Origin of the sequence: Pseudomonas sp. Irchel s3f19 (genome assembly GCF_900187555.1) — a bacterium.
Taxonomy (GTDB): Bacteria; Pseudomonadota; Gammaproteobacteria; order Pseudomonadales; family Pseudomonadaceae; genus Aquipseudomonas; species Aquipseudomonas capeferrum.
The window spans coordinates 153,121-177,954 of record NZ_FYDW01000003.1 but is presented as its reverse complement, the minus strand read 5'-3'; the positions used below and the strand labels follow the sequence as shown (position 1 = coordinate 177,954).

Genomic DNA, 24,834 nt, shown 5'->3' with positions numbered 1-24,834 from the left:
CATTATCGGCAAAAAATCTGATAGCTGCCAGCGCCGTTTCGCGTACGGGGAAATGACCCTGCTTTGCCGCAGATGCTCACACCGACCGACCAAAGGTCACCCGCCAGGGCGCTGTACACACCGGCCCCCTGCCCTATAATCGCCGGCATCTAGCTTGTGGAGCCGACCATGCCGAACCTACGCCTCGCCGACCTGACCGCCGAAATCGAAGCCAACGTGCGCCGCGCGCTGCTGGAGGACATCGGCAGTGGCGATATCACCGCGCAGCTGATCCCTGCCGAGCGCCTGGCCAAGGCGACCATCATTACCCGCGAGGACTGCGTGATCGCCGGCACCGCCTGGGTCGACGCCGTGTTCCGCCAGCTCGACCCGCGGGTAGCCGTGCACTGGCAAGTCGCCGACGGCGACCGCGCGCTGGCCAACCAGCCGCTGTTCCACCTGGAAGGCCCGGCACGCTCGCTGCTCAGCGGTGAGCGCAGTGCGCTCAACTTTTTGCAGATGCTGTCTGGCGTCGCCACGCGCGCGCGCTTTCTGGCCGACCTGGTCGACGGCACCCAGGTGCGCCTGCTCGACACCCGCAAGACCCTGCCCGGCCTGCGCCTGGCGCAAAAGTACGCAGTCACCTGTGGCGGTTGCGACAACCACCGCATCGGCCTTTACGATGCCTTCCTGATCAAGGAAAACCACATCGCCGCCAGCGGTGGCGTGCCTGAAGCGGTGGCAGCAGCGCACCGCATCGCCCCTGGCAAGCCCGTGGAAATCGAGGTCGAAAGCCTGGACGAACTGCGCCAGGCCCTGAGTGCGGGGGCGGATATCATCATGCTCGACGAGCTGACCCTGGATGAAATGCGCGAAGCGGTGCGCATCACCGCAGGCAAGGCCAAACTTGAGGCCAGCGGCGGCGTCAACGAGAGCACCTTGCGGTTGATTGCCGAAACCGGCGTCGATTACATCTCCATTGGTGCCATGACCAAGGATGTAAAGGCGGTGGACTTGTCGATGCGCTTGAGCCTCTGAAGGCGCAGAAAATTGCAGGCATGAAAAAACCGGCCAGATGGCCGGTTTTTTCGAGCGTTGGATCAGAACGAGGCGTTGGCCAAGCCGTCCAGGTAACGCTCGACGTCCAGTGCCGCCATGCAGCCTGCACCGGCCGAGGTGATGGCCTGACGGTAGACGTGGTCGGCCACGTCGCCCGCTGCGAACACACCTTCGACGTTGGTGGCAGTGGCGTTGCCTTCACGGCCGCCATTGACCACCAGGTAGCCGTCCTTGAGGGTCAGCTGGCCTTCGAACAGCGACGTGTTCGGCGTGTGGCCGATGGCGATGAACACGCCGTCGACCTTGATTTCGTCGCTGCTGCCATCGTTGTTCTTCAGGCGCGCACCGGTCACGCCCATGTTGTCACCCAGTACTTCGTCCAGGGTGGCGTTGAGCTTGAGCTCGATCTTGCCTTCGGCCACGCGGGCGTTGAGCTTGTCGACCAGAATCTTCTCGGCACGGAAGGTTTCGCGACGGTGAACCAAGGTCACCTTGCTGGCGATGTTGGCCAGGTACAGCGCCTCTTCAACCGCGGTGTTGCCGCCACCGACAACGGCTACCGGCTTGTTGCGGTAGAAGAAGCCGTCACAGGTAGCGCAGGCCGAAACACCCTTGCCCATGAAGGTTTCTTCCGACGGCAGGCCCAGGTAGCGGGCGCTGGCGCCAGTGGCAACGATCAGCGCGTCGCAGGTATAGGTGCCACTGTCACCTTGCAGGGTGAATGGTTTGTTGGCCAGGTCGACAGCGTTGATGTGGTCGAAGACGATCTCGGTCTCGAAGCGCTCGGCGTGCTCTTGCATGCGCTGCATCAGGGCTGGGCCGGTCAGGCCATGGGGGTCGCCCGGCCAGTTGTCGACTTCGGTGGTGGTCGTCAGCTGGCCACCGGCCTGCATGCCGGTGATCAGCAGCGGCTTGAGGTTGGCACGGGCGGCATAAACTGCGGCGCTGTAACCGGCAGGGCCGGAACCGAGGATGATGACGCGCGAATGACGTACTTCAGACATGTCGAACTCCTGTCGAGCCGGCCGCACGGGGCCAGCATCGGTGTGCCGGCGGTGCCAGCTGGAATTTAAAAAGGACCCACGCAACCTTGGGGAAGGCTACTACGCGTCGGTCCAGAACCTAAAAGTTGAGCGCACTGTAGCGAGGTCGCAAAGATTAAGGAAATATCCTTCGACAATCCACCTCATAGGCATCGTCTATTCAGCAATTTCATTCACGAAAAACGCCCTGGTGCTTTTGTTACAGCCGGTTTCGCCGACATCGCCCGCCTTTCGTCGGCGCAACAAACTCGGTAAGGTCAGCGCGTTTTCCTTATGTTCGGAGTGTCTCGATGCAAGCCCCTGTCCTCTCTGGCCCCCAGTATCTGCGCGAAGGCCTGAAACTGGTGCTGAGCCCGAACCTGCGGTTGTTCGTGCTGCTGCCCCTGGCGGTCAACCTGCTGCTGTTCGGCGGCCTGATCTACTTTGCCGGCCACCAGTTCAGTGTGTGGGTCGATGCGCTGATGCCGACCCTGCCAAGCTGGTTGAACTTCCTCACGTACATTCTCTGGCCACTGTTCGTCGCCCTGGTGGTGCTGATGGTGTTCTTCACCTTCACCCTGGTGGCCAACGTCATTGCCGCGCCGTTCAATGGTTTTCTGGCCGAAAAGGTCGAAGTGGTGGTGCGCGGCGAAGACAATTTCCCCGCGTTCAGCTGGGCTGAGCTGGTGGCCATGGTGCCGCGCACCTTTGGCCGCGAGATGCGCAAGCTGGGCTACTTCCTGCCCCGGGCGATCGGCCTATTCATCCTGTCGCTGATCCCGGTGGTCAACGTGATCGCGGCGCCGCTGTGGCTGATTTTTGGGGTATGGATGATGGCTATCCAGTACATCGACTACCCGGCGGACAACAACAAGATGAGCTGGCAGGACATGCTCGCCTGGCTGCGCCAGAAGCGCTGGCAGTCGCTGGGCTTTGGCGGTATCACCTACCTGGCGCTGATGGTGCCGGTGGTGAACGTGCTGATGATGCCGGCAGCGGTGGCCGGTGCCACCCTGTTCTGGGTACGCGAGCGTAACTGAGCCTGGCACGCGCTGGTGTAGGAGCGGCCTTGCGTCGCGAAAGGGTCGCGTAGCGGCCCCCGGATTTCAGCGGCTAATATCGATGGGGCCGCTACGCGACCCTTTCGCGACGCAAGGCCGCTCCTACACCAACAACAATCACTGAGCCAGGCGGCTGGAAAACTGCCCCACCACGTCCACCACCCGCTTCGCTCCGTCCTGAATCTCGACGATCACGTTGCCGGTCTCATCGGCAAGCGCCAGCCCCTGCTCGGCCTGGCGCTTGCTGGTGTCGATGATCGCCACCGCAGCCTGGGCCAATTGCTCGTTCTGCTGCACGACCCGGGCAATCTCTTCGGTGGCAGTGCTGGTACGCGAGGCCAGCTGGCGTACTTCGTCGGCGACCACAGCAAACCCCCGCCCCTGCTCCCCCGCACGGGCTGCCTCGATGGCGGCGTTGAGCGCCAGCAGGTTGGTCTGCCCGGCAATGTCGCTGATGGTCTTGATGATCGAGCCGATCACCCGCGACTGAGTGTCCAGCGCCTGGATACCCTCGGCCGCTTCCTGCATCGACGCCTCCAGCCCACGCATGACGCTTACGGTTTGCGTGACCACCTCGGTGGCCTTGCGCGCGCTGGTGTCCGTGCCCAACGAGGTGTTGAAGGCGATGTCCGCCGCCTCGGCAACTGCCTGCTCCTGGTTGACCTGGTCGGTGATCACGGTGGCGAACTTGACCACCTTGTACAGCACGTCATGGGCATCAAAGATCGGGTTGTAGGACGCCTCCAGCCACACTACCCGGCCATGGGCGTCGACGCGCTTGAAGCGCTCAGCGATGTATTCGCCCCGGCGCAGCTTGTCCCAGAACGCCTGATACCCTGCCGAATTGGCTTCTGCAGGCTCACAGAAGATGCGGTGATGCTTGCCGCAGATCTGCTCGAGACGGTAGCCGACCGCGGTCAGAAAACGTTCGTTGGCAGTCAGAATGGTGCCATCGAGGCCAAATTCGATCACGGCGGTCGAGCGCATCAATGCCTTGATCAGGCTTTCGTGCTCGCGTGAGGTTTCGATGGTGCGGGTAAGGTCGCTCGAGTGCAGGGTGAAATACTTGAGGCGCCCTTCGCTGTTCTTGACCGGCTGCAGGATGGAGCGCAGCCAGGCTTCCTGGCCATTGCCACGCAGCAGGCGGAACGCCCCGTTGAGGTGCTCGCCACGGCTAATGGCACTTTTCATGCGCTGATAGAAATCCAGCGTCTTCACATGGGCCGGGACAATGTCTTCGAGTTTGCGTCCAAGCAGTTGGTCGGCACGGTAGAGCATCTCGCTCTCGAAGTTGCCGTTGACCATCTCGATCCGTCCTTGGGGGTCGAGCTGGAGCACCAGCATCTCGCTGTCGAGGCTGCTCTTGACCTGTTCGACCGACAGCAGGTCTTCACGCAGTTGCTGGATTTCTTGCTTGAGCTTGTTGTTGAACATTCCCGCTCTCCTGGAGCGCAGCACGTAATCGAATGCATCTTCATCGGCTGGTGGTGGCAGGTTCTTGAGCACCCTGCAGGCAAATATTCACACCGTTGAAACAACCGGCGATCAGGCGTCACCTGCACGTCACAAGGCCGTCACATGCGCGCAATGCTGCAGGCGGACACTTTTTGTCATGAATACACCCGCCCTGCGTATCACCCTCGTCAGCGAAACCTTCCCACCGGAGATCAACGGTGTCGCCAATACCCTTGGCCGCCTCAGCGAAGGGTTGCGCCAACGCGGGCATGACATCGAGATCGTGCGCCCACGCCAAGCCGGCGAAGCGCCGGTGCACAACGACCCGCAACTGATGCTGTGCCGCGGCTGGGGCTTGCCCGGCTACCCCGGCCTGCAATGGGGCGAAGTGTCCATGCACAAGCTGCTGCGGCGCTGGCGCAGACAACGCCCGGATGTGCTGTACATCGCTACCGAAGGGCCATTGGGGCTGAGTGCGCTGCGCGCGGCGCGGCGCCTGGGGGTGCCGGTGGTCAGCGGTTTCCATACCAACTTCCCGCAGTACTCCGGCCAATATGGCTTGGGTTTGCTGGCACGCCTGCTCACCCACTACCTGCGCTGGTTCCATCGCCGTACGGCCATCACGCTGGTGCCCAGCATCAGCCAGCGCCTGGAGCTTGAACGCCGTGGTTTCGAGCGCCTGGAACTGCTGGCCCGCGGGGTCGATGCCTGCCTGTTCAACCCGGCCCGGCGCAGCCAGGTGCTACGTGAAAGCTGGGGGCTTGGCCCGGACGATATCGCCGTGCTGCATGTCGGGCGCTTGGCGGCAGAAAAGAACCTGGGGCTGCTGCGCCCGTGCCTGGACGCGCTGAAGCAGACTTATCCACAGAAGCGCCTGCGCCTGATCGTGGTCGGCGACGGCCCACAGCGCGCCGCCCTTGAACAACAGGTGGCTGATGCCGTGTTCTGTGGCGCCCAGCGCGGTGAGGCACTGGCCGAGCACTATGCCAGCGGTGACCTGTTCCTGTTCCCAAGCCTGACCGAAACCTTTGGCAACGTGGTACTCGAAGGCATGGCTTCGGGGCTGGCGGTGGTGGCCTACGATGAGGCGGCGGCCGCGCAACATCTTCGTCATGGGCACAGCGGCGCGCTGGCCATGCCCGGGGACCAGGCGGCCTTTATCGATGCCGCCTGCTGGTTGCTGGAAGAGGAAGAAACCCTGCGCCGAGTACGCCTGAACGCCCGTCAACACGCCAGCCGCCAAGGCTGGCCGGCGATTGTCGAGCAGTTCGAGGCCTATCTGTATGGTGCCTGCAAACAACGCGCAGGCGCGACGCAACAGGCACCGGGCACTGCGCTGGCGATCAAGCCAGGTTCGACAGCCCCGCGCGGCTGAGGAAAAACCTTAGCCCAGTGCCTTCTCGATGGCCTGAACCACGGCAGGGTCATCCGGCGCAGTGCGCGGCGAGAAGCGCGCCAGCACACGCCCGTCCTTGCCTACCAGAAACTTTTCGAAGTTCCAGCTGATGTCACCGGGGAATTCAGCCCCCTCCCCTGCCAGCAGGCGATACAGCGAGTGGCGTTGTGGCCCATTGACCTCCAGCTTGGCGCCCAAGGGGAAGCTGACACCGTAGTTGAGGCTGCAGAATTCCTGGATATCCTTCTCGCTGCCAGGCTCCTGGCCGGCAAACTGGTTGCAGGGCAGCCCCAGCACGCTGAAACCCTTGCCCTTGAACTGCTGTTGCAGCTTTTCCAGCGAAGCGTATTGCGGCGTCAGGCCACACTTGGAGGCAACGTTGACCACCAGCACCACTTGGCCCTTGAACGGTGCGAGGGGCAGTTCCCCGCCGTTCAGTGCCTCCAACTTCAGGTCGTGAAATGCACTCATGATGTAATCCCCTCTCAGGTTCCCGATGGCCGCGTGGGCGAAACCCGCCCAACAAAAAAGCGCTCGTCCAAGCCGTCCACCTCCCATTGGGAAGGCAAATGGCTTGCCCGAGCGCCTGGCGACTCTCTGAGCTTAGCGCAGAAAATCAGTGGTGATGGCCACCTTCACCGTGGATGTGACGGTGAGCGATTTCTTCTTCGCTGGCATCACGCACGTCGACAACCTTGACCTGGAAGGTCAGGCGCTGGCCGGCCAGCGGGTGGTTGCCGTCAACGGTAACGTCGTCGCCGTCGAGGTCGCGAATGGTGACGATCTGCATCTGGCCATCCGGCGCCGAGGCGTGGAACTGCATGCCGACTTCCAGCTCGTCGACGCCTTCGAACAGGCTGCGGTTCAGGGTGCTGACCAGCTCGGCCAGGTATTCACCGTACGCGTCTTCCGGCTCGATGGAAACATTCAGCTCGTCACCGGCCTGTTTGCCTTCCAGGGCTTTTTCCAGGCCCGGGATGATGTTGCCGGCACCGTGCAGGTAAACCAGCGGCGCGCCACCGGCGGAGCTGTCGATGGTCTCCCCGGCGTCGTTGGTCAGGGTATAGTCGATGGAGACAGCCTTGTTGGCGGCGATCAGCATGGGGCAAGACCTTTTGCAAAAGTATGTAGAGCGGACAAGTGTAACCAAGCCATCGCCCGATTGCGAACGCGCCTCGGCCGAGGAACAGCCCATCAGTCGGATCACTGGCTTCCATCAGGACGAAGAAGGCCACTGGGTGGTCGAGTTGTCGTGCGGCCACACCCAGCACCTTCGCCACCAACCCCCTTGGCAGGCGCGCCCGTGGGTGCTCGATGCCGCTCAGCGCCAGCAGCGCATCGGCCAGGCTTTCGCCTGTGGCTGGTGTGCACAGGCGGCCGATAGCGCTACCCTTGGCCGTTGATTCCTTGCACCGCTTTATTTCGAGAAGCACGCATGCAAACATTTTTCATTGCGCCGACCGACTTTGGTGTCGGCCTGACTTCAATCAGCCTGGGCCTGGTTCGCACCCTTGAACGCGCAGGCCTGAAGGTCGGTTTTTTCAAGCCGATCGCCCAGCCTCACCCCGGCGATACCGGCCCCGAGCGCTCCACCGAACTGATCGCACGGACCCACGGCATCAAGCCGCCCAAGCCTTTGAGCCTGGCGCACGTCGAGCGCATGCTCGGCGATGGCCAACTTGACGAACTGCTCGAAGAAATCATCCGCCTGTACCAGCAAGCCTGCGTGGGCAATGACGTGGTAGTGGTCGAGGGCATGGTGCCGACCCGCCACGCCAGCTACGCGGCGCGGGTCAACCTGCACTTGGCCAAGAGCCTGGATGCCGAGGTGATTCTGGTGTCGGCGCCGGAAAACGAGGTCCTCAGCGAGCTGTCCGGCCGGGTCGAGCTGCAGGCCCAGCTGTTCGGCGGCCCACGCGACCCGAAAGTGCTCGGGGTGGTTCTCAACAAGGTGCGCACCGAAGAAAGCATGGCGGACTTCGCCACGCGCCTGCGCGAGCACTCGCCATTGCTGCGCGGCAACGACTTCCGCCTGCTGGGCTGCATCCCTTACCAGCCCGAGCTGAACGCCCCGCGCACCCGCGATGTGGCCGACCTCCTTGGCGCCCAGGTGCTCAACGCCGGGGACTACGAGCAGCGGCGCATGAGCAAGATCATCATCTGCGCACGCACCGTGGCCAACACCGTGCCATTGCTCACCCCTGGCACCCTGGTGGTGACCCCGGGTGACCGTGACGACATCATTCTGGCCGTGAGCCTGGCGGCGATCAATGGCGTGCCCCTGGCCGGCCTGCTGCTGACCAGCGACAGCAAGCCCGATGCGCGCATCCTTGGCTTGTGCCGCGGCGCCCTGCAAGCCGGCCTGCCGATTCTTTCGGTGAGTACCGGTTCGTACGACACGGCCAACCAGCTCAATTCACTGAACCGCGAGATCCCCGTGGATGACCGCGAGCGTGCCGAGTTCATCACCGATTTCGTCGCCAGCCACCTCGACGCTGCCTGGCTGCATCAGCGCTGTGGCACGCCACGTGAGCTGCGTCTGTCGCCTGCGGTGTTCCGCTATCAGTTGATTCAACGCGCACAACAGGCCAACAAGCGCATCGTCCTGCCCGAGGGCGCCGAGCCGCTGTTGGTGCAGGCGGCGGCGATCTGCCAGGCCCGTGGCATCGCGCGTTGCGTACTGCTGGCCAAGCCCGAGGCCGTCGAAGCCGTTGCCCGCGCCCAGGGCATTACCCTGCCGCCAGACCTGGAAATACTCGACCCGGAGCTGATTCGCGGGCGCTATGTCGAACCGATGGTCGAGCTGCGCAAAAGCAAGAACCTTAATGCGCCCATGGCCGAGCAGCAGCTGGAAGACCCGGTGGTGATCGCCACCATGATGCTGGCCCTGGATGAGGTCGACGGCCTGGTCTCGGGCCTGGTGCACTCCACCGCCAACACCATCCGCCCGGCCCTGCAGCTGATCAAGACGGCGCCAGGTGCCAGCCTGGTGTCTTCGGTGTTCTTCATGCTGTTCCCCGAGCAGGTGCTGGTGTACGGCGACTGCGTGATGAACCCGCACCCCAGTGCCGCAGAACTTGCAGAAATTGCCCGGCAGAGCGCCGAATCGGCACAGGCCTTCGGCATCGCGCCGCGGGTGGCGATGATCAGTTATTCAAGTGATTCGGCGAGCGATGAAGAAGTCGAGAAGGTCCGCGAAGCGACACGCCTGGCACAAAGCGCGGAGCATGATCTGCTGATCGATGGGCCGTTGCAGTATGACGCTGCGGCCAACCCGGCCATCGCCCGGGAACTGGCACCAAACAGCCCGGTTGCCGGGCGAGCCACGGTGTTCGTCTTCCCCGACCTCAATACCGGCAACACCACGCACAAAGCGGTGCAGCGCAGTGCCGATGGGGTCAGCCTGGGGCCGATGCTGCAGGGGTTGCGCAAGCCGGTGAACGATTTGCCGCGCGGGGCTCAGGTGGACGATATCGTGCATACCATCGCCCTGACGGCGATTCAGGCCAGCGTCGTGCGCTGAAGCCTTGGGGCTGCTTGGCAGCCCCAAGGCGACCCTTATGACTTACGGATACTGCTGAACCTGCCCTTGCTGGTCATACTGCTGACCTGGGATCGGCTTCAGGTTGACCTCCACGCGACGGTTCTGTGCCCGGCCGTTGGCGTCGCCGTTGCTGGCGATCGGCTGGTCCGGGCCCATGCCACGTACCGAAATACGCGAAGCATCCACACCCTGCGAAGTCAGGTAGGTGCTGACCGCCTGCGCGCGGCGCTGGGACAGGTCCATGTTGTGCTGACGGCTGCCGGTGCTGTCGGTGAAGCCGACCACTTCGATGGTGTTCTGGTTGAACTGCTTGAACGAGCCGGCCAAGTTGTTCAGCGGCGAGTAGAAGCTTGGCGCGATGTTGGCCGAGTCGGTGGCGAAGGTGATGTTGCCTGGCATGATCAGCTTGATCTGGTCGCCCTGGCGCTGCACCTCGACGCCGGTATTGGCCATTTGTGCACGCAGTGCGGCTTCCTGCTTGTCGGCGTAGTAGCCGTAACCGGCTGCTGCGGCACCCACTGCGGCGGCGCCGATCAGCGCACCTTTACCCCGGTTGTTGTGGTCGATGGCGGCACCGGCGACAGCGCCGGCCAACGCGCCCAAGCCGCCGTACTTGGCGGTCTTGCTCATCCCCGTGGAGCCCTGCGCCTGACCCTGGTTGTCGTACGGGTTCTGGCTTGCGCAGCCAGTCATCAGGGCTGCAGCGGTTGCGACGATAATCAGACGACGCATGGTGAACATGGACAAGCTCCTACTGAAATTCATAAATGCGGCAGACCGCGAATGGATCTATGCCAGCCTTGGATTGCCAAGCGGCAGAAAAATTCCATGAACACGTTTTCACGCGGGTTCATGCCCGAACGAACGGGTTCTCGCGCATCTCGTCACCCAGGCGGGTATCTGGCCCGTGGCCTGTGACCACGATGGCCGTTTCATCCAGCCGGTACAACCGCTCCTTGATCGAACGAACGATAGCCCGCTGATCACCGCCCCACAAATCGGTGCGGCCAATACCGCGACGGAACAGGGTATCGCCGGCAATCAACAGCTTGGCATCGGCGAACCAGAAGCTCATCGAGCCGGGCGTGTGCCCCGGGGTATGCAAGGCCACGCCACAACCACAGGCCAGTTCCTCGTCATCGCTCAGCCAGCGGTCTGGGGCAGGCACCGGGGTGTAAGGCACGCCGAACACCTGGCACTGCATCTCCAGGTTGTCCCACAGCGACTGGTCGTCTTTGTGCAGGTGCAATGTCGCGCCAGTCAGTTCCTTCAACTTGCCCGAGGCGAGGAAGTGATCGAAATGGGCGTGGGTGTGGATGATGCTTACCAAGGTCAGGCCATGGGCTTGCAGGCGGGCGAGGATCTTCTCCGGGTCACCGCCTGGGTCGACGACGATGGCCTTTTTGCTCAGCGGGTCGCCGATCAGGGTGCAATTGCACTGCAGGGGGCCTACGGGGAAGGTTTCGCGGATGAGGGCTGAGGATAGATTTTCCATAGGGACCATTATTCAAAGAGGGTTTGTACGCGAGCCAGTGCATCAAGGATGACCACCTCGGGCACAGCCTCGACACGCTGGGCCTTTCTGGCCTCCAGATCCACTGTGCGTATCTGGTTACAGAGCATGACCCCTTGCGTCTGCGTACCCGCGCCGCTAAGCGTCACTGCGAACCCTGCATGCCTTGCGAAATCCCCACCCTGGGAGATCGGCACGATCACTGCGAGCCCCGCAGCATTGAAGGCCGAGGGTGTAAGCACCAATGCGGGTCGCCCTGCGCCTTGCTGCTCTCGTCCGACAGTGGGATCAAGGTTGATACGAACAATATCGCCTCGGGCGAATTTAACCCGCTTCACACTTCACGCCCCACTGGGCGCATCGCGCTCCAGGCGGCCATGTCCTCTGGCTCCGGTGCCGTCAGATCACACTGAGCCATCAATTCTTCAAGGGTGTATTTAGGTTTGGACCTGACAGGCTTGAGCACCAGCGTTTCACCCGCCGTATCCAAGCTAAGGGTTGAGCCGACACCAAGGTGCAGCTGCTTGAGCACCGCTGCAGGGAGGCGAATGGCCGCGCTATTGCCCCACTGCTGAATCTTGATCTGCATAAGTATCTCCCAAGGTAGATACATACTAGAAATCCTCCATGCGATTGCAAGTGAAATGTAGAAACGTCGTATCTACATTGTCACTCGCCTGGCTGGAAAAAAAGCCCAGCTACCACAAGAAGGAAATCCCTTACATCGTCTTGGGAATCGACGCTGGGGCCGCAATAAAAGGCAACACCTGATCACGCGAAATGGCCACGTGAACGATCAAGGCAAAAACAACCTGAACAACCCGCCCCCAAGCGCCCCGCCATTGGAAATCTCGATGCGCCCCTTCACCCCATCGCTCTCATGCAGCGCCGCGATCCGCGCAGCGAAGTACAGGCCCAGGCCAGTACTGCCACTGTGTGAATCGATCCCCTGAATGAACTCTTCCTGGCGTTCGAGCATGCGCTGTGGATAACCCGGGCCGTCATCGTTGACGCAGATCACCAGTTGGTTGGCCTCTTCCTCGATGCTGATCAACAAGGCATGCCCGGCAAAACGGGTGGCGTTGGTGATGACGTTGGCGATCACCGACGCCACCAGTTCGCGGTCGAAGAAGCCCAACGGGTTGTCGGTGTCGATACGCCAGGTGGCGAGGATGTCGTTGTGCTTGAGTACTTCCTGATGGGCAGCCAACTGGGCTTCGATGAAGTCGTCCAGCTCGTGGTAGTCGGGGCAGACCGGCAGCTGGTTGACACCCAGTTTGTACAGCCCCAACAGCTGCACCAGCATACCGTTGAGGTGGCGGAACTCGTGCTCCATCACCCCTTGCTCGGTGCCAGTGCGCAACTCTTCGGGCAAGCGCGCCAGCCACTGGTCATGGGACTGGATCAGCGCTGACAGGGAGTTTTTGAGGTCGTGCACGGTGGAGGCGATCACCGTGGAAAAATCCAGCCCCTGATTGTCTTGATTCATGCGCCGAACACTCGGATGTGCAGTTTGCCATAGCGGTCATAGCGGTTGTCGCTGGCCGGGATGCCGGCAACGCTGGTCAAGGCGTTGCGGCATTCCTGCATGATCGCAGGCTGTGGGTCATCCCCCCCGATGCGCAGCAGCGCCTGGGCGGTGTTGAGGGCGATGCTGATGTTCTTCGGTTGCAAGGCCAAGGCCTTGCGGAACAACTGCAGCGCTTCGTCGAGCTGACCTCCCTGGTAACTACGCACTCCCTGGCGGTTGAGGGTTACGGCTTCGGTGATCGCATTGAGTACGGCCGGATCATCCGTCAGCTTGGCTACCTTCTGCATGACCTTGGGGTCATCGCCATAGCTTTCCACACAGCTTTTGAGCACCCCAATCGCGGCCGCTTCCTGCCCTGACGCCTGCAGTTGGGCAGCCACTGTCAGCGCAGCATCGACCGAGAAGAACTGTTCCATCTTGTCCAGACGCTGCATGGCCTGCTCGGTGAGCTTGGCGGCCGTCTCGGCGTCACCGGCCTGCTGCAGGCTCGCGGCTTTCATCATCCGGGCGCGCACCTGCAAGCCTTGATCCTCGGGGTTTTCCTTGGCCACTTCACTGAGCACGGTGTTGATCTCGACGCGGGTCCGGGCGTCCAGGCCAAAGCCTGCGTTCTTGCTCATCAAGGCCTGCACCAGGCCAAGGTTGTTCTCGGCATCCTTGTAGCGCGAACTCTGCCCCTGGTTCACTGCATGGCGGAACGCTTTCGAGGAGGTTTCAAAGTCCTCGTTGCCCAGCGCCAGCTTGCCCAGCGTGGCCTGCCGGCGTACCGACAGCGGCGACAGGCGCACTGCTTCTTCCAGCATGTTCTGCGCGCGCTTGTTCTCGCCCTGCGCCACCAGCACTTCGGCCATGCCGTCGTACAGGCCCGGCATGATCGGGAAGGCCTTCAGTGCCTGCTCGTACACGCCCTGAGCCTGGGCATTCTGGCCACGCTTGTGCATCAGGCTGCCCAGCGCCGAGTACACCCACGGCTGCGGGCGGCTGGCGAGAATGGCCTTGAGGAACTTTTCCAGCTCGTCGAAGCGATTGAGGTTGCGCAGGGCATCGGCCCGGTAGCGCAGGCACAGAGGGGCGAAGCGCGGGTCCTTCTTGCACAGCTCGGCGCAGGCCGCCAGGACTTCGGCCGGGCGACCGCGGTCCAGGGCCTGGAGGATCGGCTTGAGCAAGGTCTTGCGCTGGAACAGCTTCTCGACGCGCTGGGCCAGGCCTACCCGGTTGAACGGCTTGGTCAGGTAGGCATCGGGCTCATGCTCGATGGCACTGAGGACGATGGCCTGGCTGCTCTCGGCCGTCACCATGATGAACACGCACTCATGGCTGATGTGCTTGTCGAGGATCAGGTCTTCGAGCACCTGCTGGCCGTTCTTCTTGCCGTCGCCCAGGTGGAAGTCCTGCAGGATGAAGTCATAACGTTTCTGCGCGCACATGCGCAGGGCCTGCTCGCCGCTGTCGGCAGTGTCCACGTCGCGCACACCCAGCTCGCGCAACATGGAACGTGTCGACGTACGAAAGTCGGTGAAGTCGTCGACGATCAGAAAGCTCTTTTGCCCGTACTGCAGCATCAACACGACCTGTATTGGGATGATTGAAAAATCGCGCAAGGCGATGCATACCACCGAATGCTGTATCGGCAGCCGGTCGGGAAAGATGAGGGTTGAGCATGCAGCGCGCTAAACAATTGCGCGCAGTGGCCTCAAGCCATTACTTTAGCGAGCAAACCCCGCGAGGGCTACCTCAGGCCAGCAAGCCCAGCGATTTGGCCTTGGCCACCGCTTGCGTCCGGCGCTCGACGCCCAGCTTGCTGTTGATGTGGCTGGCATGGGTCTTGACGGTATGCAGCGAGATAAACAGCCGCTCGCTGATCTGCTGGTTGGAACACCCCTGCGCGATCAGCTCAAGCACAGCCCGCTCCCGACCACTCAACGCCTCGCCGCTGCCGCTGCTGACCACAGGTAATGGCGGCAGGCGCTTGAGCAGTTCGGCCTGCACCGCGCAACCGGGGTGAGCTGCAAGCTGCTCGTGCAGCCACTGTGGGTGTTTTTCGAGCAACGTTTGGAAGGGGTGCAGCACGCCGCCCTGCGCGGCTTCGAGCGCCTTGGGCAGCAGCCCGGCAGCTTGCGCGTCACGGCCCTCCCCTAGCAGCAGGGCAACCCACTGGCACAGTGCACTGACGGCCAGCAGCATGCCGCCACTGGCCAAACCCCGTTCGACCAGCCCAGACAGGCGCTGAATAGATTCATCTGTACGCAGCTGGATACGCGCCAGCAACGCCTGCTGCAGTTCGATATGCAGTGGCAGCAACGGGTGAAACTCCGGGGCCGCTGCGGGCTGCTCGCCGCCGTAGGTCTGCCCCAGCCGCAGCAACCACGACTCGGCAAGGTCGGTACGCCCTTGCGCCAGCCACAGCTCGCACTTGACCAGGGTAATCATGGCCAGGTAGTAGATCGGCGGAACATCCCAGATGTGCATCAGCCGCTCCGCCTCGGCCAGCTCGGCGAACGCTTCGGCGAAGTGGCCCTCACGGCCATCGAGCGTCGCAATCACACAGTGGCCGATCAGCACGCTGATGTCCCGGCAGGCCCGCGCTTCACCCAGCCCCGCACGCAGGCGCGCACGGCCTTGGGCGGCTTGCAGGCGCGAAACCAGCAGGTAGCCCTCGTACAGGGTCAGCCGCGCCCGCACCGCATACAGGCGCTGCCCCGACAGCCCCTGCAGGCGCTGCAAGCCTTGGCGCACTTCGTCCAGGGCCCGCAACACTTCACCACGGGCATGCAGCACCCGCGCCCGATCATAGTGCGCCAGGGCCTCGAACAGCGGGTTGCCGACACGCTGGGCCAGCTCCAGAGCTTCGCGGTTCCAGCCCCGCGCATGCCAGAAGTCGGCATCGGCAATGGCCAGGTTGGACAGTGTCGACAGGCACACCAGGCGCTGGCCATAACGCTTGCACGGCAGGCTTTGCAGCGCTTCACCGCAATAAGCCAAGGTGCGCTCGCGATCACCCCGACCGCGCGCGATGACGCCGCTCAGCGCCAGCCACTGGGCCAGCATCGACTTCTGCGCGGTCGCCGACGGCGCAGGCAGAAAACGGCTGAGGTAACCGGCCAGTTCTTCGGCCGCATCCAGCTGGCAAGCCAACCCCAACGCCCAGCTATACAGCACGATCAGCCGCGGCGTGCTGATCAGCAAGCTTTCTGGGAGGTCCATCTTCCAGCGCAGCAGCATGCCGACGTTCTGCTCGGCCAGCAGCTGCTCCTCGGAAAGGCTCTGCACCAGGTCGGCAGCCACATCGAGGTGGCCGGCACGCAGCGCCTGTTCAACCGCCTCGTCCAGCAAGCCTTGCCCCTCGAACCAGCGGCAGGCACGCAAGTGCAGGCCCGCCAGCGGTTCGCTGGCCTGGCGGCTACGCAGCAGGTCAGAGAACAGGTGGTGGTAACGAAACCAGTGACCGTGCTCGTCCAGCGGTACCAGAAACACCTGGTGAGCCTGCAGGAAGCGCAGGATCGCGGTACTGTCCTCGCGGCCACGCAGGGCATCGCAGAGCGGCGCACAGAAGCGCTCCTGGCACGCCGTTTCGTAGAGAAAGGCCTGTACGTCCGCCGGCAGGATCTCGATGACTTCTTCCAGCAAGTAATCGCGTATCAGCCCTTCGCCGCCATGCAAGGCGTGGGGCAAGGCATGCTCATCGCCTGATTCGCTGGCCGCAAGCTGCCAGAAGCGTAGCCCGGCCACCCAGCCGTCACTGCGCTGGATCAGGTTGTCCAGTGCCTGGCCACGCAGGCCGGTGGGTTGGCGGCCGATTACCGCCAACGACTCGTCAGGCGTCAGGCGCAGCTCCTGCTCGTTGAGTTCGACCAGTTGCCGGGACAGACGCAAGCGCGCCAGGTGCCAATCCGGGCGCTGGCGGCTGGTGATCAACAGCACTAGGCCATTGGGCAAGTGATTGAGGAAAAACTGCAGGCAACTGTCGAGTACCGGCCCTTGCGCCAGGTGATAGTCATCCAGCACCAGCAGCAGGGGCGTATCGGCCTGCAGGTACTGCGCCAGCTCGTCGAGCAGGCCGTCGATCCACTCCTCGAAGGCGAATGGCTGGTGACGCTGGCGCATTTTCAGCAAGCCCATGGCCTGGCCACCCAAGGCGGGGCAGTACTGCTGCAGGCCTTCGAGCAGCCGCTCGAGAAAACGCCCGGGGTCGGCATCGCGCTGGCTCAGGCCAAGCCAGAGGCTTCGCCAGTGCTCGGGCAGTGCTTCGCAGAACTCGATGGCCAACGAGCTTTTACCAAAGCCCGCCGGCGCGTTGACCAGCAGCAACCGCCCATTCAGGCCTGCTTGCAGGCGCTGGCACAGACGTGCACGCGGCACATGGCCGTCCGGCAGCGGTGGCCGGAAGAAACGCCCGCCCAGCAGGCCGAGGGCCTGGCTGGCGAATCCATGCGTACGGGACAGATCTGTCATGGCCGGCTCATTCTGATGGGAAGACAACGGCGATACGGATGCTTGCGAGACTAGCGGGTAACGCAGCGCATTTGAAGATGATGGGCGCAATTGCGCTGTAAAAGACTACGACAAAAAGCAACAACCCTGATGGACGAGCACTAGGCCGGGGCTTTGGCGGAATATTCACCGGCCTTATCGCGGCCCTGCAGGTGGCCGCGAATTGCGCAGTGGCTGAACAGAAACGCCCCGGCAAGCCGGGGCGTTCTGGGGATCACACGGAGTTGCAGGTTATCAGCTCAACGAATACCCGACTGACGCAGGGCCGCTGGCTGGAAGTCGGCTTTGCTGGCACTGAAGCCAAAGTCGTAAGCGCGCTTCTCTTCGTTCTTCATGCCCAGCGCCAGGTAACGCCCCGACTGCAGGTCGTAGATGGTTTCCAGGGTGTACCAAGGCACCTCTTTGTTGTAATACGGCTGGGAATGGGCTTCGGAAACGCGCCACAGCTGGCCACGACCGTCGTACTGGTCGATCACTGCAGCCTGCCAGGTGTCTTCATCGATGTAGAAGTCACGCTTGGCGTAGATGTGCCGCTGGCCCGGTTTGAGGGTTGCGACCACGTGCCAGACGCGGCGCAGCTCGTAACGGGACAGGTCCTGGTTGATGTGCCCGGCCTTGATGATGTCGGTGTACTTCAGCTTGGGGTCATCCAGCTTGAAAGCGTTGGAGGCGATGTACAGCTCCTTCTTGCCTTCCAGCTTCCAGTCGTAGCGGTCTGGCGCCCCGTTGAACATATCCAGGTTGTCCGAGGTACGCAGGCCGTCGGCAGCGGTACCCGGGCCGTCGTACGACACTTGCGGTGCCTGGCGTACGCGACGCTGGCCGGCGTTGTAGATCCACGCCTTGCGCGGCTCCTTCACCTGGTCGAGGGTTTCGTGCACCAGCAGCACCGTCCCGGCCAGACGAGCGGGCGCGGTCACTTCCTGCTTGAAGTAGAAGAGGATATTGCCCGGGTTGCTCGGGTCGTAATCCTTCATCTTGTCGCGGAAGACGAACTGGTCGGAGAAGTACACCGGGTTGAAAGAGCCGTTCTGCTGTGGCGTTGCCTGGGTTACCAGGCGGCTGACACTGCCCCCCCGGTAGCGGGTAATGTGGTTCCAGATCACTTCCAGGCCGCTTTTCGGGATCGGGAACGGCACCGCCGTGTCGAAGTTGTTCAAGCCGTTGCCGCCTTCCACCAGCGTGGTCTGGGTAGCGTTTTTCTTGATGGCGGCGAACACGTCGGCAGGTACCGTGGAGCCACGATGGGTCTTGAATACCGGGATCCTGAAGCTGTCCGGGTAGCGTTTGAACATGGCCAGCTGGCCCGGCGAAAGCTTGTCCTTGTACTGATCGGCGTTCTGCGCAGTGATGGTGAACAGCGGCTTGTCACTGCCATACGGGTCGGCCAGGAAGCCCTTGCCGTCGACGCTACCCGCCGTCTTCGACAGCGGCTCCCACGGGCCGATCGAGCCATCGGCGTTGCCGGCCTTTTCGGCGCCCATCGGCGTCAGGGTACTGCCCAACTTGGCCGCCTCGTCGGCGGATACCGCAGCCATGACGCTGGTCGCCAGCAGGGACAGGCCCAGTACACCGGCTTGCAGCAGACTTCTGGTCTTGTTCATGTTGTGTCGTCCTGAATCAGTATTCTTAGAAGTTCACGCCGAAGCTGAGGGCGACGAAGTCGCGGTCATCCACGGTGCTGTACTTGCCATCGAAGAAGTTGGTGTACGACAGGCTCGCCGTATAGGTGTTCTGGTACTCGGCGTCCAGGCCCAGGCTGACGGCCTTGCGGCCTTCCTCGAAGTTGGCACCCGGGCCAGGCGAGTAGCCGGAAACGTCATGCGACCAGGCCACGCTGGGCTTGAGGTTGACCCCGGCGAAGACGTCGTTGTAGTCCCAGATGACCCGGGCGCGGTAACCCCAGGAGGTGCTGGTGGTGTAGCCGTCGTTCTCGCATTTGCGATTCAGGTTGGTGGTGGATGCCCCAGCACCCGCGCCAGCGATGGTGCTGCCATTGAGTGCCTGGCAGGTGTCCGCACCGCCGGTGGCAGGCAGCGGGCCAGGCCCGAATACCGGGTCGCGGCCGTAGCGGGTCTCGCGTGCGTTTTCCAGGCCGCCGACATGGGTGACACCCACTTCGCCCACCACGGTCATGCGGCTGGCGCCCATTACCTGGTCGAAGAAGTGCGTCAGGGTGGTCTGGAACTGGGTGATTTCCTTGCGACGGTAGCCGTGCAGGTCCTGCCCTGGGGTACCGGAGAGCAGCGACGCGTTGCTCAGGGCGCCACCAATCGGGCGAACACCGGAGAACAGGATGTCGGTGGTGTTCAGCTGTACCGGGGCGTTGGGGCGGTAGCTGACTTCACCACTCCAGGCGGTCCCTGTGGGCAGTGTGGTGGAGAAGCTCAGGCCGTACAGGCGGATGTCCTCGGGGTACTCGACGAAGTACTCGGAGTTACCGGCCACGATCAGCGGTGCCAGCGCCCGCAACTGTGCCGGCAGCGCGCTCAGGCCGGCGAACACCGACGGTGGGGCGCCAGTGGCGCTGAAGATCGGCGCGCGGCTGTGGTAGTTCATGAAGTAGGCACCGAACTCGGTGTCCAGCGGGTCGAACATGTAGCGCAGAGCCACGCCGAACTGGCCGCTGTCACGGGCATCACGGTCGGCGCCGCGGCGCACCATCACCCCTTCCTCGTTGATGTTCACGCCCTGGGTGGCGAGGAACTGCTGGGCCGCGCCCGGCACCGTGCGGCTGCTGTTGAGCACGCGCAGGTTGTCGGTACAGCCGTCGGCGATGATGTCTGGCTGGGAGAAGAACGTGCCGCAGTTGTCGACGACGGTCTGGTCCCATTCGATCTGATAGAAGGCCTCGGCCGACAGGTTATCGGTCAAGCTCTGGGAGATGTAGAACATGTTGACCGGGATCAGGCCTTCCTTGATCTCGGCTCCCGGGCGGCGGAACGCGGACACGTCGATCGGGTTGATCGAGTTGATGCCGCCGCCGATGAAGGTACTCTCACCCCAGCTGACAACCTGCTTGCCCAGGCGCACCGAGCCTGGCATGTCGCCAATCGAATAGTTGTGATAGACGAACGCATCGAGCAGTTCGGCACCGGAAGACTTGGCGCCTTCCTTGCGGTTGGAGTCGCTGATGTCCTTGAACTCGCGGCCTTCGTCCTTCAGCTCGAAGTCGTACCAGTACTTGCCGCGCACGAACACGCCGGTGTCGCCATACTTGAGTTCGAGGTCATGGATGCCCTTGAAGATCTTGGAGAACGTTTCGCCCTTCTTGAAGTTCAGGTGGCCATCGTCGGAGGTCTGCGACAGGCCTTTGCCGCCGTTGTTCACCCCGATCAGGTTCTTGTTGGGGTTGGCCGTCGACCAACTGGCGCCGATGGAGAGCGACGAGTCGAACTGGCCTTCGATTTCACCAATGTTGAAACTGACAGCGAAAGCAGGACTTGCGAGCGTGGAAGCAAGGCTGACGGCCAGGGGCAACTTGGCCCGGCGCCAGAACAGGTTTGCAGATTTCATCGACGCTACTCCATGTACTTTTTTGTTATGGCAGTGAGTCCTTTCAGAAACGGCCCGTGGGACCGGTATGCAGGCTTGCGCCTGCGGCAACACGGCTTGCGCGTGTCGCCCTCCCCCATTCCTGAAAATCCCCTGGCCTCGACTATAGCCAGCAAGGCACAGGCGCTTGATCCCTCTAAAGTGTGATTTGCGCTCCGTGCCGCCAACTCGCACCGACGTTTTTCTTCGTGACGCGCTGGCAGTGCTGAAGCATGGCGCATTTTGGCTGTTTGGCAAGGCGCCGGGCTCTCTAGCATGCGGGTCGTGTTCTGACGTACACGACCCGCATGGTGCTCACAGAGTCGACAGGAACGCGCTGTTACTGGCCTGCCACTGGACGATGTCCTGGCGGATGCGTTTCTTGTCGAGTTTGCCGACACTGGTCTTGGGAATTTCAGTAACAACGGCGATCTGGCTTGGAATTGCCCACTTGTTGATATGCCCCTCTTCGACAAAAGGCTTGAGGTGGTCTTTGAGCGACTTGGCGTCAATGGCCTGCCCGTCGCGCACCACCAGCAGGGCAAAGGGTCGCTCGCCCCACTGCGGGTCGGCGACACCCACCACCGCCACTTCGCGCACCGCCGGGTGACGGCTGATCAGGTCTTCGAGGTCAAGCGAAGATACCCACTCGCCGCCGGTCTTGATCACATCCTTGATGCGATCGCGGATATCGATGTAACCCATGCCATCGAGGGTCGCGACGTCACCGGTGTGCAGCCAGCCGCCCTGCCACAGCTCTTGGCTCTTTTCCGGCTCCTTGAAGTAGCCCATGGTCAGCCACGGGGCTCGCAGCACCAGTTCGCCCTGGGTCTCGCCATCGGCCGGGAGGAAATTGCCCTCGCCGTCGACGATCGCCGCTTCCACCAGGGGCACCGGCACGCCGGCCTTGATCCGGTAGGTGATGCGCTCATCCTCGCTGCCGGCCTGCAGTTCGTCGTTCAGGTGCGCGGCAGAAATCAACGGGCAGGTCTCGGACATGCCGTACGCCGCCGTCAGCTGGATACCGCGCGCCAGTGCAGCCTGGTACAACGACCGGTTAAGCGAACTGCCGCCGATGATGATCTTCCAGCCACCGAAGTCCTCGCCCTGGGCGCTGGGGCAATTGAGCAGCATCTGCAGGATGGTCGGCACGCAATGGGAGAAGGTGACTTTCTCTTCACGCCACAGCTTGACCAGCATGTCCGGCTCGTAGCGCCCCGGGTACACCTGCTTCATGCCAAGCATGGTGGCGGCGTAAGGGATGCCCCAGGCATGCACGTGGAACATCGGGGTGATGGGCATGTACACATCGTTGCTGCCCAGCAGGCGCACGCTGTCGATGCTGCCGGTCACCGAGGCTTCGGCCAGGGTGTGCAGCACCAGTTGCCGATGGGTGAAGTACACCCCCTTGGGGTTGCCGGTGGTACCTGTGGTGTAGAAGGTGGTGGCCACCGAGTTCTCGTCGAAATCCGGGAAGTCGTAGCGTGGGCTGGCGGCGGCGAGCAACTGTTCGTACTCGCCGACCAGGTTGGGCAGCTCGGCGGTCTTGTCCGGGCCATCGGTCAGCAGCACGGTCTTGTCGACCGTCGTCAACTGACCGGCGATGGCCTGGTAGAGCCCGACGAAGTCACTGTTGACCAGCACCACCCGGTCTTCGGCGTGGTTCATGGTGTAGAGGATCTGTTCCGGTGACAGGCGCACGTTGATGGTGTGCACCACCGCGCCGATCATTGGGATGGCGAACATGCATTCCAGGTAGCGATGGCTGTCCCAGTCCATCACCGCCACCGTGTCACCGGCCTTGACCCCGGCTTCGGTCAGGACATTGGCCAGGCGAGCGATACGCTCGTTGAGCTGTGGATAAGTCAGGCGCAACTGATCGCGATAAACGATCTCGCGGGTTTTCTCGTAACGGCTGCCGGACATCAGCAGGCGTTTGATCAGCAGCGGGTAGGCGTAGGCGCCTTCGGCGGGTTTGATGATGCGGGTCTGCAACATGGGTATCCCTTTTCTGAAAAGCGGGCCGGACAAGTCTGGATCTACTGTAGTAGCTCAATGTGACGGTCAAATCAGCCGAAGGAATGATTTGGGCCGTTGAGGTATGAGTGGCAGGCGTTGACGCGCGGTAACCGCGGGCTAGACACTGCGGCTAACCCCTTCGGGCTTTGCACCGAAACCCATGCCCCATTTCCCGCCCCGCCACCGGAGAACCCCATGCCCAGCCCGCGTCGCGCCGTGTTCCTCGATCACCAGTCCCTGGACCTGGGTGACCTCGACCTGTCGCCCTTGCAATCGCAGTTCGAGGCGTTCGAGCTGTTTGCCGCCACCCGCCCGGAGCAGGTCGCCGAACGCCTGCAGGGCGCCGTCGCGGTGATCAGCAACAAGGTCATGCTCGATGCCGCAGCCCTAGCGGCCAACCCGCAGCTCAAGCTGATCCTGGTGGCCGCCACCGGCACCAACAATGTCGACCTGGCAGCGGCCCGCGCCCAAGGCATCACGGTGTGCAACTGCCAGGGTTATGGCACGCCGTCGGTGGCCCAGCACACCCTCGCCCTGCTGCTGGCCCTGGCCACGCGCCTGTGCGACTACAACCAGGCGGTGGCTGACGGCCAATGGGCCAAGGCCAGCCAGTTCTGCCTGCTGGACTTCCCCATCGTCGAGCTGGAGGGCAAGACCCTTGGCCTGCTCGGCCATGGCGAGCTGGGCGGCGCGGTGGCACGCCTGGCGGAAGCCTTTGGCATGCGCGTGTTGAGCGGGCAGATCCCCGGCCGCCCGGAGCGCGCCGACCGCATGCCGCTGCAAGACCTGCTGCCGCAAGTCGACGCGCTGACCCTGCACTGCCCACTGAACGAGCATACCCGGCACATGATCGGGGCCGACGAGCTGGCCCTGCTCAAGCCCGGTGCCCTGGTGGTCAACACCGCCCGGGGCGGACTGATCGACGAGCAGGCACTGGCCGACGCCCTGCGCCAGGGCCACCTCGGTGGCGCCGCCACCGACGTGCTCAGCGTCGAGCCGCCGGTCAATGGCAACCCGCTGCTGGCAGGCGATATCCCCCGGCTGATCATCACCCCGCACAGTGCCTGGGGTGCAGTGGAGTCGCGCCAGCGCATCGTCGGCCAGCTCAGCGAGAATGCCCAGGCCTACTTCGCCGGTCAGCCACGCCGCGTGGTCAGCTGAGCGCAGCGTTAGCCTCTGCTACACTGCGCGACTTTTTTCCAGGAGGCGTCGTCCATGGACCCGCGCAGTGAAGTGTTGCTCCGCCAGGCGGACCTGTTCCAGGGCCCGCTGCTGATCGCCGGTGCGCCCGCCGACGATCTGCTCGGCCACCTGCCCATGGCCCATGGCTGGACCTGGCATGCCGGCGACCAGGCCATGCTCGAAGGGCGCTTTGCCGGCCGCAGCCACTACGGTGTCGAACCGCCCCCGGTGGCCTTCGACAGCGCCGTGCTGTTTCTGCCCAAGTCCCGTGAGCTGGCCGCCTACCTGCTCAACGCCCTGGCGTCGCGCCTGGCCGGGCGCGATTTGTACCTGGTCGGGGAGAAACGCGGGGGTATCGAAGGCGCGGCGAAGCAACTGCAGGCCTTTGGCAAACCGCGCAAGCTCGACAGCGCCCGGCATTGCCAGTTGTGGCAAGTGACCGTCAACCAGGCGCCAGCGGCCACGCCGCTGCAAAGCCTGGCCGAGCGCTTCGAGCTCGACCTCGAAGACGGCCCACTGCAGGTGGTCAGCCTGCCGGGCGTGTTCAGCCATGGCCGCCTCGATCGCGGTACCGCACTGTTGCTCAAGCACCTCGATGGCCTACCGTGCGGGCATGTACTGGACTTCGGTTGCGGTGCCGGCGTGCTGGGTGCCACGGTGAAACGCCGCTATCCGCAAAGCCGGCTGACCTTGCTGGACGTCGACGCCTTCGCCGTGGCTGCCAGTCGCCTGACGTTGGCCGCCAACGGCCTGGAAGGTGAAGTGATCAGCGGCGATGGCATCGACGCGGCCCCCACCGACTTGAGCCTGATCCTGAGCAACCCGCCGTTTCATACCGGGGTCCACACCAACTACCAGGCGTCGGAGAACTTGCTGAAAAAATCCAGCGTTCATCTGCGAAAAGGTGGCGAAATGCGCCTGGTGGCGAACAGCTTCCTGCGCTACCAGCCGCTGATCGAAGGGGCACTGGGCAACTGCCAGGTACGCGCCGAGGCCGACGGTTTTCGTATCTACCAGGCAACACGCGGTTAAAAACAGCGCTTGCCGA

20 protein-coding genes and 2 pseudogenes are annotated in these 24,834 nt (G+C 63.0%); 7 read left to right on the top strand and 15 right to left on the bottom strand.

Annotated elements, in window-relative coordinates:
• Positions 1-168 precede the first annotated feature (168 nt).
• Positions 169-1,017, top strand: coding sequence for a carboxylating nicotinate-nucleotide diphosphorylase (gene nadC / locus CKW22_RS08815; RefSeq protein WP_033701266.1), 849 nt, complete (start codon positions 169-171; stop codon positions 1,015-1,017).
• 62 nt (positions 1,018-1,079) lie between these two features.
• Here the strand turns inward: nadC and trxB are convergent, their stop codons facing one another.
• Positions 1,080-2,042 carry a thioredoxin-disulfide reductase gene (gene trxB / locus CKW22_RS08810; RefSeq protein ID WP_033701267.1) on the bottom strand — a complete coding sequence of 321 codons (963 nt, stop codon included), beginning with the start codon at positions 2,040-2,042 and terminating at the stop codon, positions 1,080-1,082.
• A 329-nt stretch (positions 2,043-2,371) separates the two neighbouring features.
• On the opposite strand from trxB, the gene cysZ reads away from it, so the two are divergent.
• Positions 2,372-3,100, top strand: a complete 729-nt coding sequence (gene cysZ, locus CKW22_RS08805; RefSeq protein WP_033701268.1) for a sulfate transporter CysZ — start codon at positions 2,372-2,374, stop codon at positions 3,098-3,100.
• Positions 3,101-3,238: 138 nt separating this feature from the next.
• On the opposite strand, the pseudogene CKW22_RS28115 reads toward cysZ, so the two are convergent.
• Both CKW22_RS28115 and CKW22_RS28110 read right to left on the bottom strand, forming a co-directional pair.
• A pseudogene (locus CKW22_RS28115) lies at positions 3,239-3,658 on the bottom strand (methyl-accepting chemotaxis protein); the annotation flags it as partial.
• A gap of 168 nt (positions 3,659-3,826) precedes the next feature.
• Positions 3,827-4,426 (bottom strand): annotated as a pseudogene (locus tag CKW22_RS28110) (PAS domain-containing protein); the annotation flags it as partial.
• 307 nt (positions 4,427-4,733) lie between these two features.
• On the opposite strand from CKW22_RS28110, the gene CKW22_RS08795 reads away from it, so the two are divergent.
• Positions 4,734-5,951: a glycosyltransferase family 1 protein gene (locus tag CKW22_RS08795; RefSeq protein WP_047582736.1), complete on the top strand. Its 1,218-nt coding sequence runs from the start codon at positions 4,734-4,736 to the stop codon at positions 5,949-5,951.
• A 9-nt stretch (positions 5,952-5,960) separates the two neighbouring features.
• On the opposite strand, the gene CKW22_RS08790 is transcribed toward CKW22_RS08795, so the two are convergent.
• Positions 5,961-6,443: a glutathione peroxidase gene (locus tag CKW22_RS08790; RefSeq protein WP_033701272.1), complete on the bottom strand. Its 483-nt coding sequence runs from the start codon at positions 6,441-6,443 to the stop codon at positions 5,961-5,963.
• Positions 6,444-6,588: 145 nt separating this feature from the next.
• Positions 6,589-7,074, bottom strand: a complete 486-nt coding sequence (locus CKW22_RS08785) for a peptidylprolyl isomerase (RefSeq protein ID WP_016501463.1) — start codon at positions 7,072-7,074, stop codon at positions 6,589-6,591.
• Between CKW22_RS08785 and CKW22_RS08780 the strand changes: the two genes are divergently transcribed.
• Together CKW22_RS08780 and pta are read left to right on the top strand one after the other, a co-directional pair.
• Positions 7,073-7,375 carry a DUF3565 domain-containing protein gene (locus CKW22_RS08780; protein ID WP_095064021.1) on the top strand — a complete coding sequence of 101 codons (303 nt, stop codon included), beginning with the start codon at positions 7,073-7,075 and terminating at the stop codon, positions 7,373-7,375. The genes CKW22_RS08785 and CKW22_RS08780 overlap by 2 nt on opposite strands.
• A gap of 32 nt (positions 7,376-7,407) precedes the next feature.
• The gene (pta, locus tag CKW22_RS08775; RefSeq protein WP_033701274.1) at positions 7,408-9,495 is read left to right on the top strand and encodes a phosphate acetyltransferase; all 2,088 of its coding nucleotides are present in this window, start codon (positions 7,408-7,410) and stop codon (positions 9,493-9,495) included.
• Between the two features lie 42 nt (positions 9,496-9,537).
• On the opposite strand, the gene CKW22_RS08770 is transcribed toward pta, so the two are convergent.
• The 10 genes from CKW22_RS08770 to CKW22_RS08720 all read right to left on the bottom strand — a co-directional run bounded on the left by CKW22_RS08770 (position 9,538) and on the right by CKW22_RS08720 (position 22,583).
• A complete protein-coding gene (locus CKW22_RS08770; protein WP_033701275.1) occupies positions 9,538-10,257 on the bottom strand; it encodes an OmpA family protein in 720 nt (239 codons plus the stop codon).
• Positions 10,258-10,366: 109 nt separating this feature from the next.
• Positions 10,367-11,011 carry an MBL fold metallo-hydrolase gene (locus tag CKW22_RS08765; RefSeq protein WP_033701276.1) on the bottom strand — a complete coding sequence of 215 codons (645 nt, stop codon included), beginning with the start codon at positions 11,009-11,011 and terminating at the stop codon, positions 10,367-10,369.
• Between the two features lie 8 nt (positions 11,012-11,019).
• On the bottom strand, positions 11,020-11,367 hold the full coding sequence (locus tag CKW22_RS08760; protein ID WP_033701277.1) for a type II toxin-antitoxin system ChpB family toxin: 348 nt from the start codon (positions 11,365-11,367) through the stop codon (positions 11,020-11,022).
• Complete coding sequence (locus tag CKW22_RS08755; RefSeq protein ID WP_081874754.1) at positions 11,364-11,642, bottom strand: AbrB/MazE/SpoVT family DNA-binding domain-containing protein; 279 nt, start codon at positions 11,640-11,642, stop codon at positions 11,364-11,366. The genes CKW22_RS08760 and CKW22_RS08755 overlap by 4 nt, the downstream gene beginning before the upstream one ends.
• Positions 11,643-11,825: 183 nt before the next feature.
• Entirely contained in the window at positions 11,826-12,518 is a 693-nt protein-coding gene (locus CKW22_RS08750) for a sensor histidine kinase KdpD (RefSeq protein WP_033701279.1), read from the bottom strand.
• On the bottom strand, positions 12,515-14,122 hold the full coding sequence (locus CKW22_RS08745; RefSeq protein WP_033701281.1) for a tetratricopeptide repeat-containing response regulator: 1,608 nt from the start codon (positions 14,120-14,122) through the stop codon (positions 12,515-12,517). The genes CKW22_RS08750 and CKW22_RS08745 overlap by 4 nt, the downstream gene beginning before the upstream one ends.
• A 172-nt stretch (positions 14,123-14,294) precedes the next feature.
• Positions 14,295-17,012, bottom strand: a complete 2,718-nt coding sequence (locus CKW22_RS08740; protein WP_033701283.1) for a LuxR C-terminal-related transcriptional regulator — start codon at positions 17,010-17,012, stop codon at positions 14,295-14,297.
• Between the two features lie 278 nt (positions 17,013-17,290).
• Positions 17,291-18,655 carry a DUF1329 domain-containing protein gene (locus CKW22_RS08735; protein WP_033701284.1) on the bottom strand — a complete coding sequence of 455 codons (1,365 nt, stop codon included), beginning with the start codon at positions 18,653-18,655 and terminating at the stop codon, positions 17,291-17,293.
• 25 nt (positions 18,656-18,680) lie between these two features.
• Positions 18,681-20,567 (bottom strand): DUF1302 domain-containing protein, encoded by a 1,887-nt coding sequence (locus CKW22_RS08730; protein ID WP_033701285.1) that lies wholly within the window; start codon positions 20,565-20,567, stop codon positions 18,681-18,683.
• Between the two features lie 333 nt (positions 20,568-20,900).
• Positions 20,901-22,583: a fatty acid--CoA ligase gene (locus CKW22_RS08720; RefSeq protein WP_047582748.1), complete on the bottom strand. Its 1,683-nt coding sequence runs from the start codon at positions 22,581-22,583 to the stop codon at positions 20,901-20,903.
• A 216-nt stretch (positions 22,584-22,799) separates the two neighbouring features.
• Here CKW22_RS08720 and CKW22_RS08715 point away from each other — a divergent pair, with 216 nt between their 5' ends.
• Entirely contained in the window at positions 22,800-23,765 is a 966-nt protein-coding gene (locus tag CKW22_RS08715) for a 2-hydroxyacid dehydrogenase (protein ID WP_095064020.1), read from the top strand.
• A gap of 54 nt (positions 23,766-23,819) precedes the next feature.
• Entirely contained in the window at positions 23,820-24,818 is a 999-nt protein-coding gene (locus CKW22_RS08710; protein WP_033701289.1) for a class I SAM-dependent methyltransferase, read from the top strand.
• Positions 24,819-24,834 lie beyond the last annotated feature (16 nt).

Excerpts from the sequence above, each read along its gene's own strand:
- nadC (WP_033701266.1), top strand. The coding sequence starts at position 169 with ATGCCGAACCTACGCCTCGCCGACCTGACCGCCGAAATCGAAGCCAAC.
- CKW22_RS08715 (WP_095064020.1), top strand. The coding sequence starts at position 22,800 with ATGCCCAGCCCGCGTCGCGCCGTGTTCCTCGATCACCAGTCCCTGGAC.
- CKW22_RS08750 (WP_033701279.1), bottom strand. The coding sequence starts at position 12,518 with ATGAATCAAGACAATCAGGGGCTGGATTTTTCCACGGTGATCGCCTCC.
- CKW22_RS08730 (WP_033701285.1), bottom strand. The coding sequence starts at position 20,567 with ATGAAATCTGCAAACCTGTTCTGGCGCCGGGCCAAGTTGCCCCTGGCC.
- CKW22_RS08795 (WP_047582736.1), top strand. The coding sequence starts at position 4,734 with ATGAATACACCCGCCCTGCGTATCACCCTCGTCAGCGAAACCTTCCCA.
- CKW22_RS08785 (WP_016501463.1), bottom strand. The coding sequence starts at position 7,074 with ATGCTGATCGCCGCCAACAAGGCTGTCTCCATCGACTATACCCTGACC.
- CKW22_RS08745 (WP_033701281.1), bottom strand. The coding sequence starts at position 14,122 with ATGCTGCAGTACGGGCAAAAGAGCTTTCTGATCGTCGACGACTTCACC.
- CKW22_RS08790 (WP_033701272.1), bottom strand. The coding sequence starts at position 6,443 with ATGAGTGCATTTCACGACCTGAAGTTGGAGGCACTGAACGGCGGGGAA.
- CKW22_RS08770 (WP_033701275.1), bottom strand. The coding sequence starts at position 10,257 with ATGTTCACCATGCGTCGTCTGATTATCGTCGCAACCGCTGCAGCCCTG.
- cysZ (WP_033701268.1), top strand. The coding sequence starts at position 2,372 with ATGCAAGCCCCTGTCCTCTCTGGCCCCCAGTATCTGCGCGAAGGCCTG.
- CKW22_RS08780 (WP_095064021.1), top strand. The coding sequence starts at position 7,073 with ATGGGGCAAGACCTTTTGCAAAAGTATGTAGAGCGGACAAGTGTAACC.
- CKW22_RS08735 (WP_033701284.1), bottom strand. The coding sequence starts at position 18,655 with ATGAACAAGACCAGAAGTCTGCTGCAAGCCGGTGTACTGGGCCTGTCC.
- pta (WP_033701274.1), top strand. The coding sequence starts at position 7,408 with ATGCAAACATTTTTCATTGCGCCGACCGACTTTGGTGTCGGCCTGACT.
- CKW22_RS08720 (WP_047582748.1), bottom strand. The coding sequence starts at position 22,583 with ATGTTGCAGACCCGCATCATCAAACCCGCCGAAGGCGCCTACGCCTAC.
- trxB (WP_033701267.1), bottom strand. The coding sequence starts at position 2,042 with ATGTCTGAAGTACGTCATTCGCGCGTCATCATCCTCGGTTCCGGCCCT.
- CKW22_RS08755 (WP_081874754.1), bottom strand. The coding sequence starts at position 11,642 with ATGTATCTACCTTGGGAGATACTTATGCAGATCAAGATTCAGCAGTGG.
- CKW22_RS08710 (WP_033701289.1), top strand. The coding sequence starts at position 23,820 with ATGGACCCGCGCAGTGAAGTGTTGCTCCGCCAGGCGGACCTGTTCCAG.
- CKW22_RS08765 (WP_033701276.1), bottom strand. The coding sequence starts at position 11,011 with ATGGAAAATCTATCCTCAGCCCTCATCCGCGAAACCTTCCCCGTAGGC.
- CKW22_RS08740 (WP_033701283.1), bottom strand. The coding sequence starts at position 17,012 with ATGACAGATCTGTCCCGTACGCATGGATTCGCCAGCCAGGCCCTCGGC.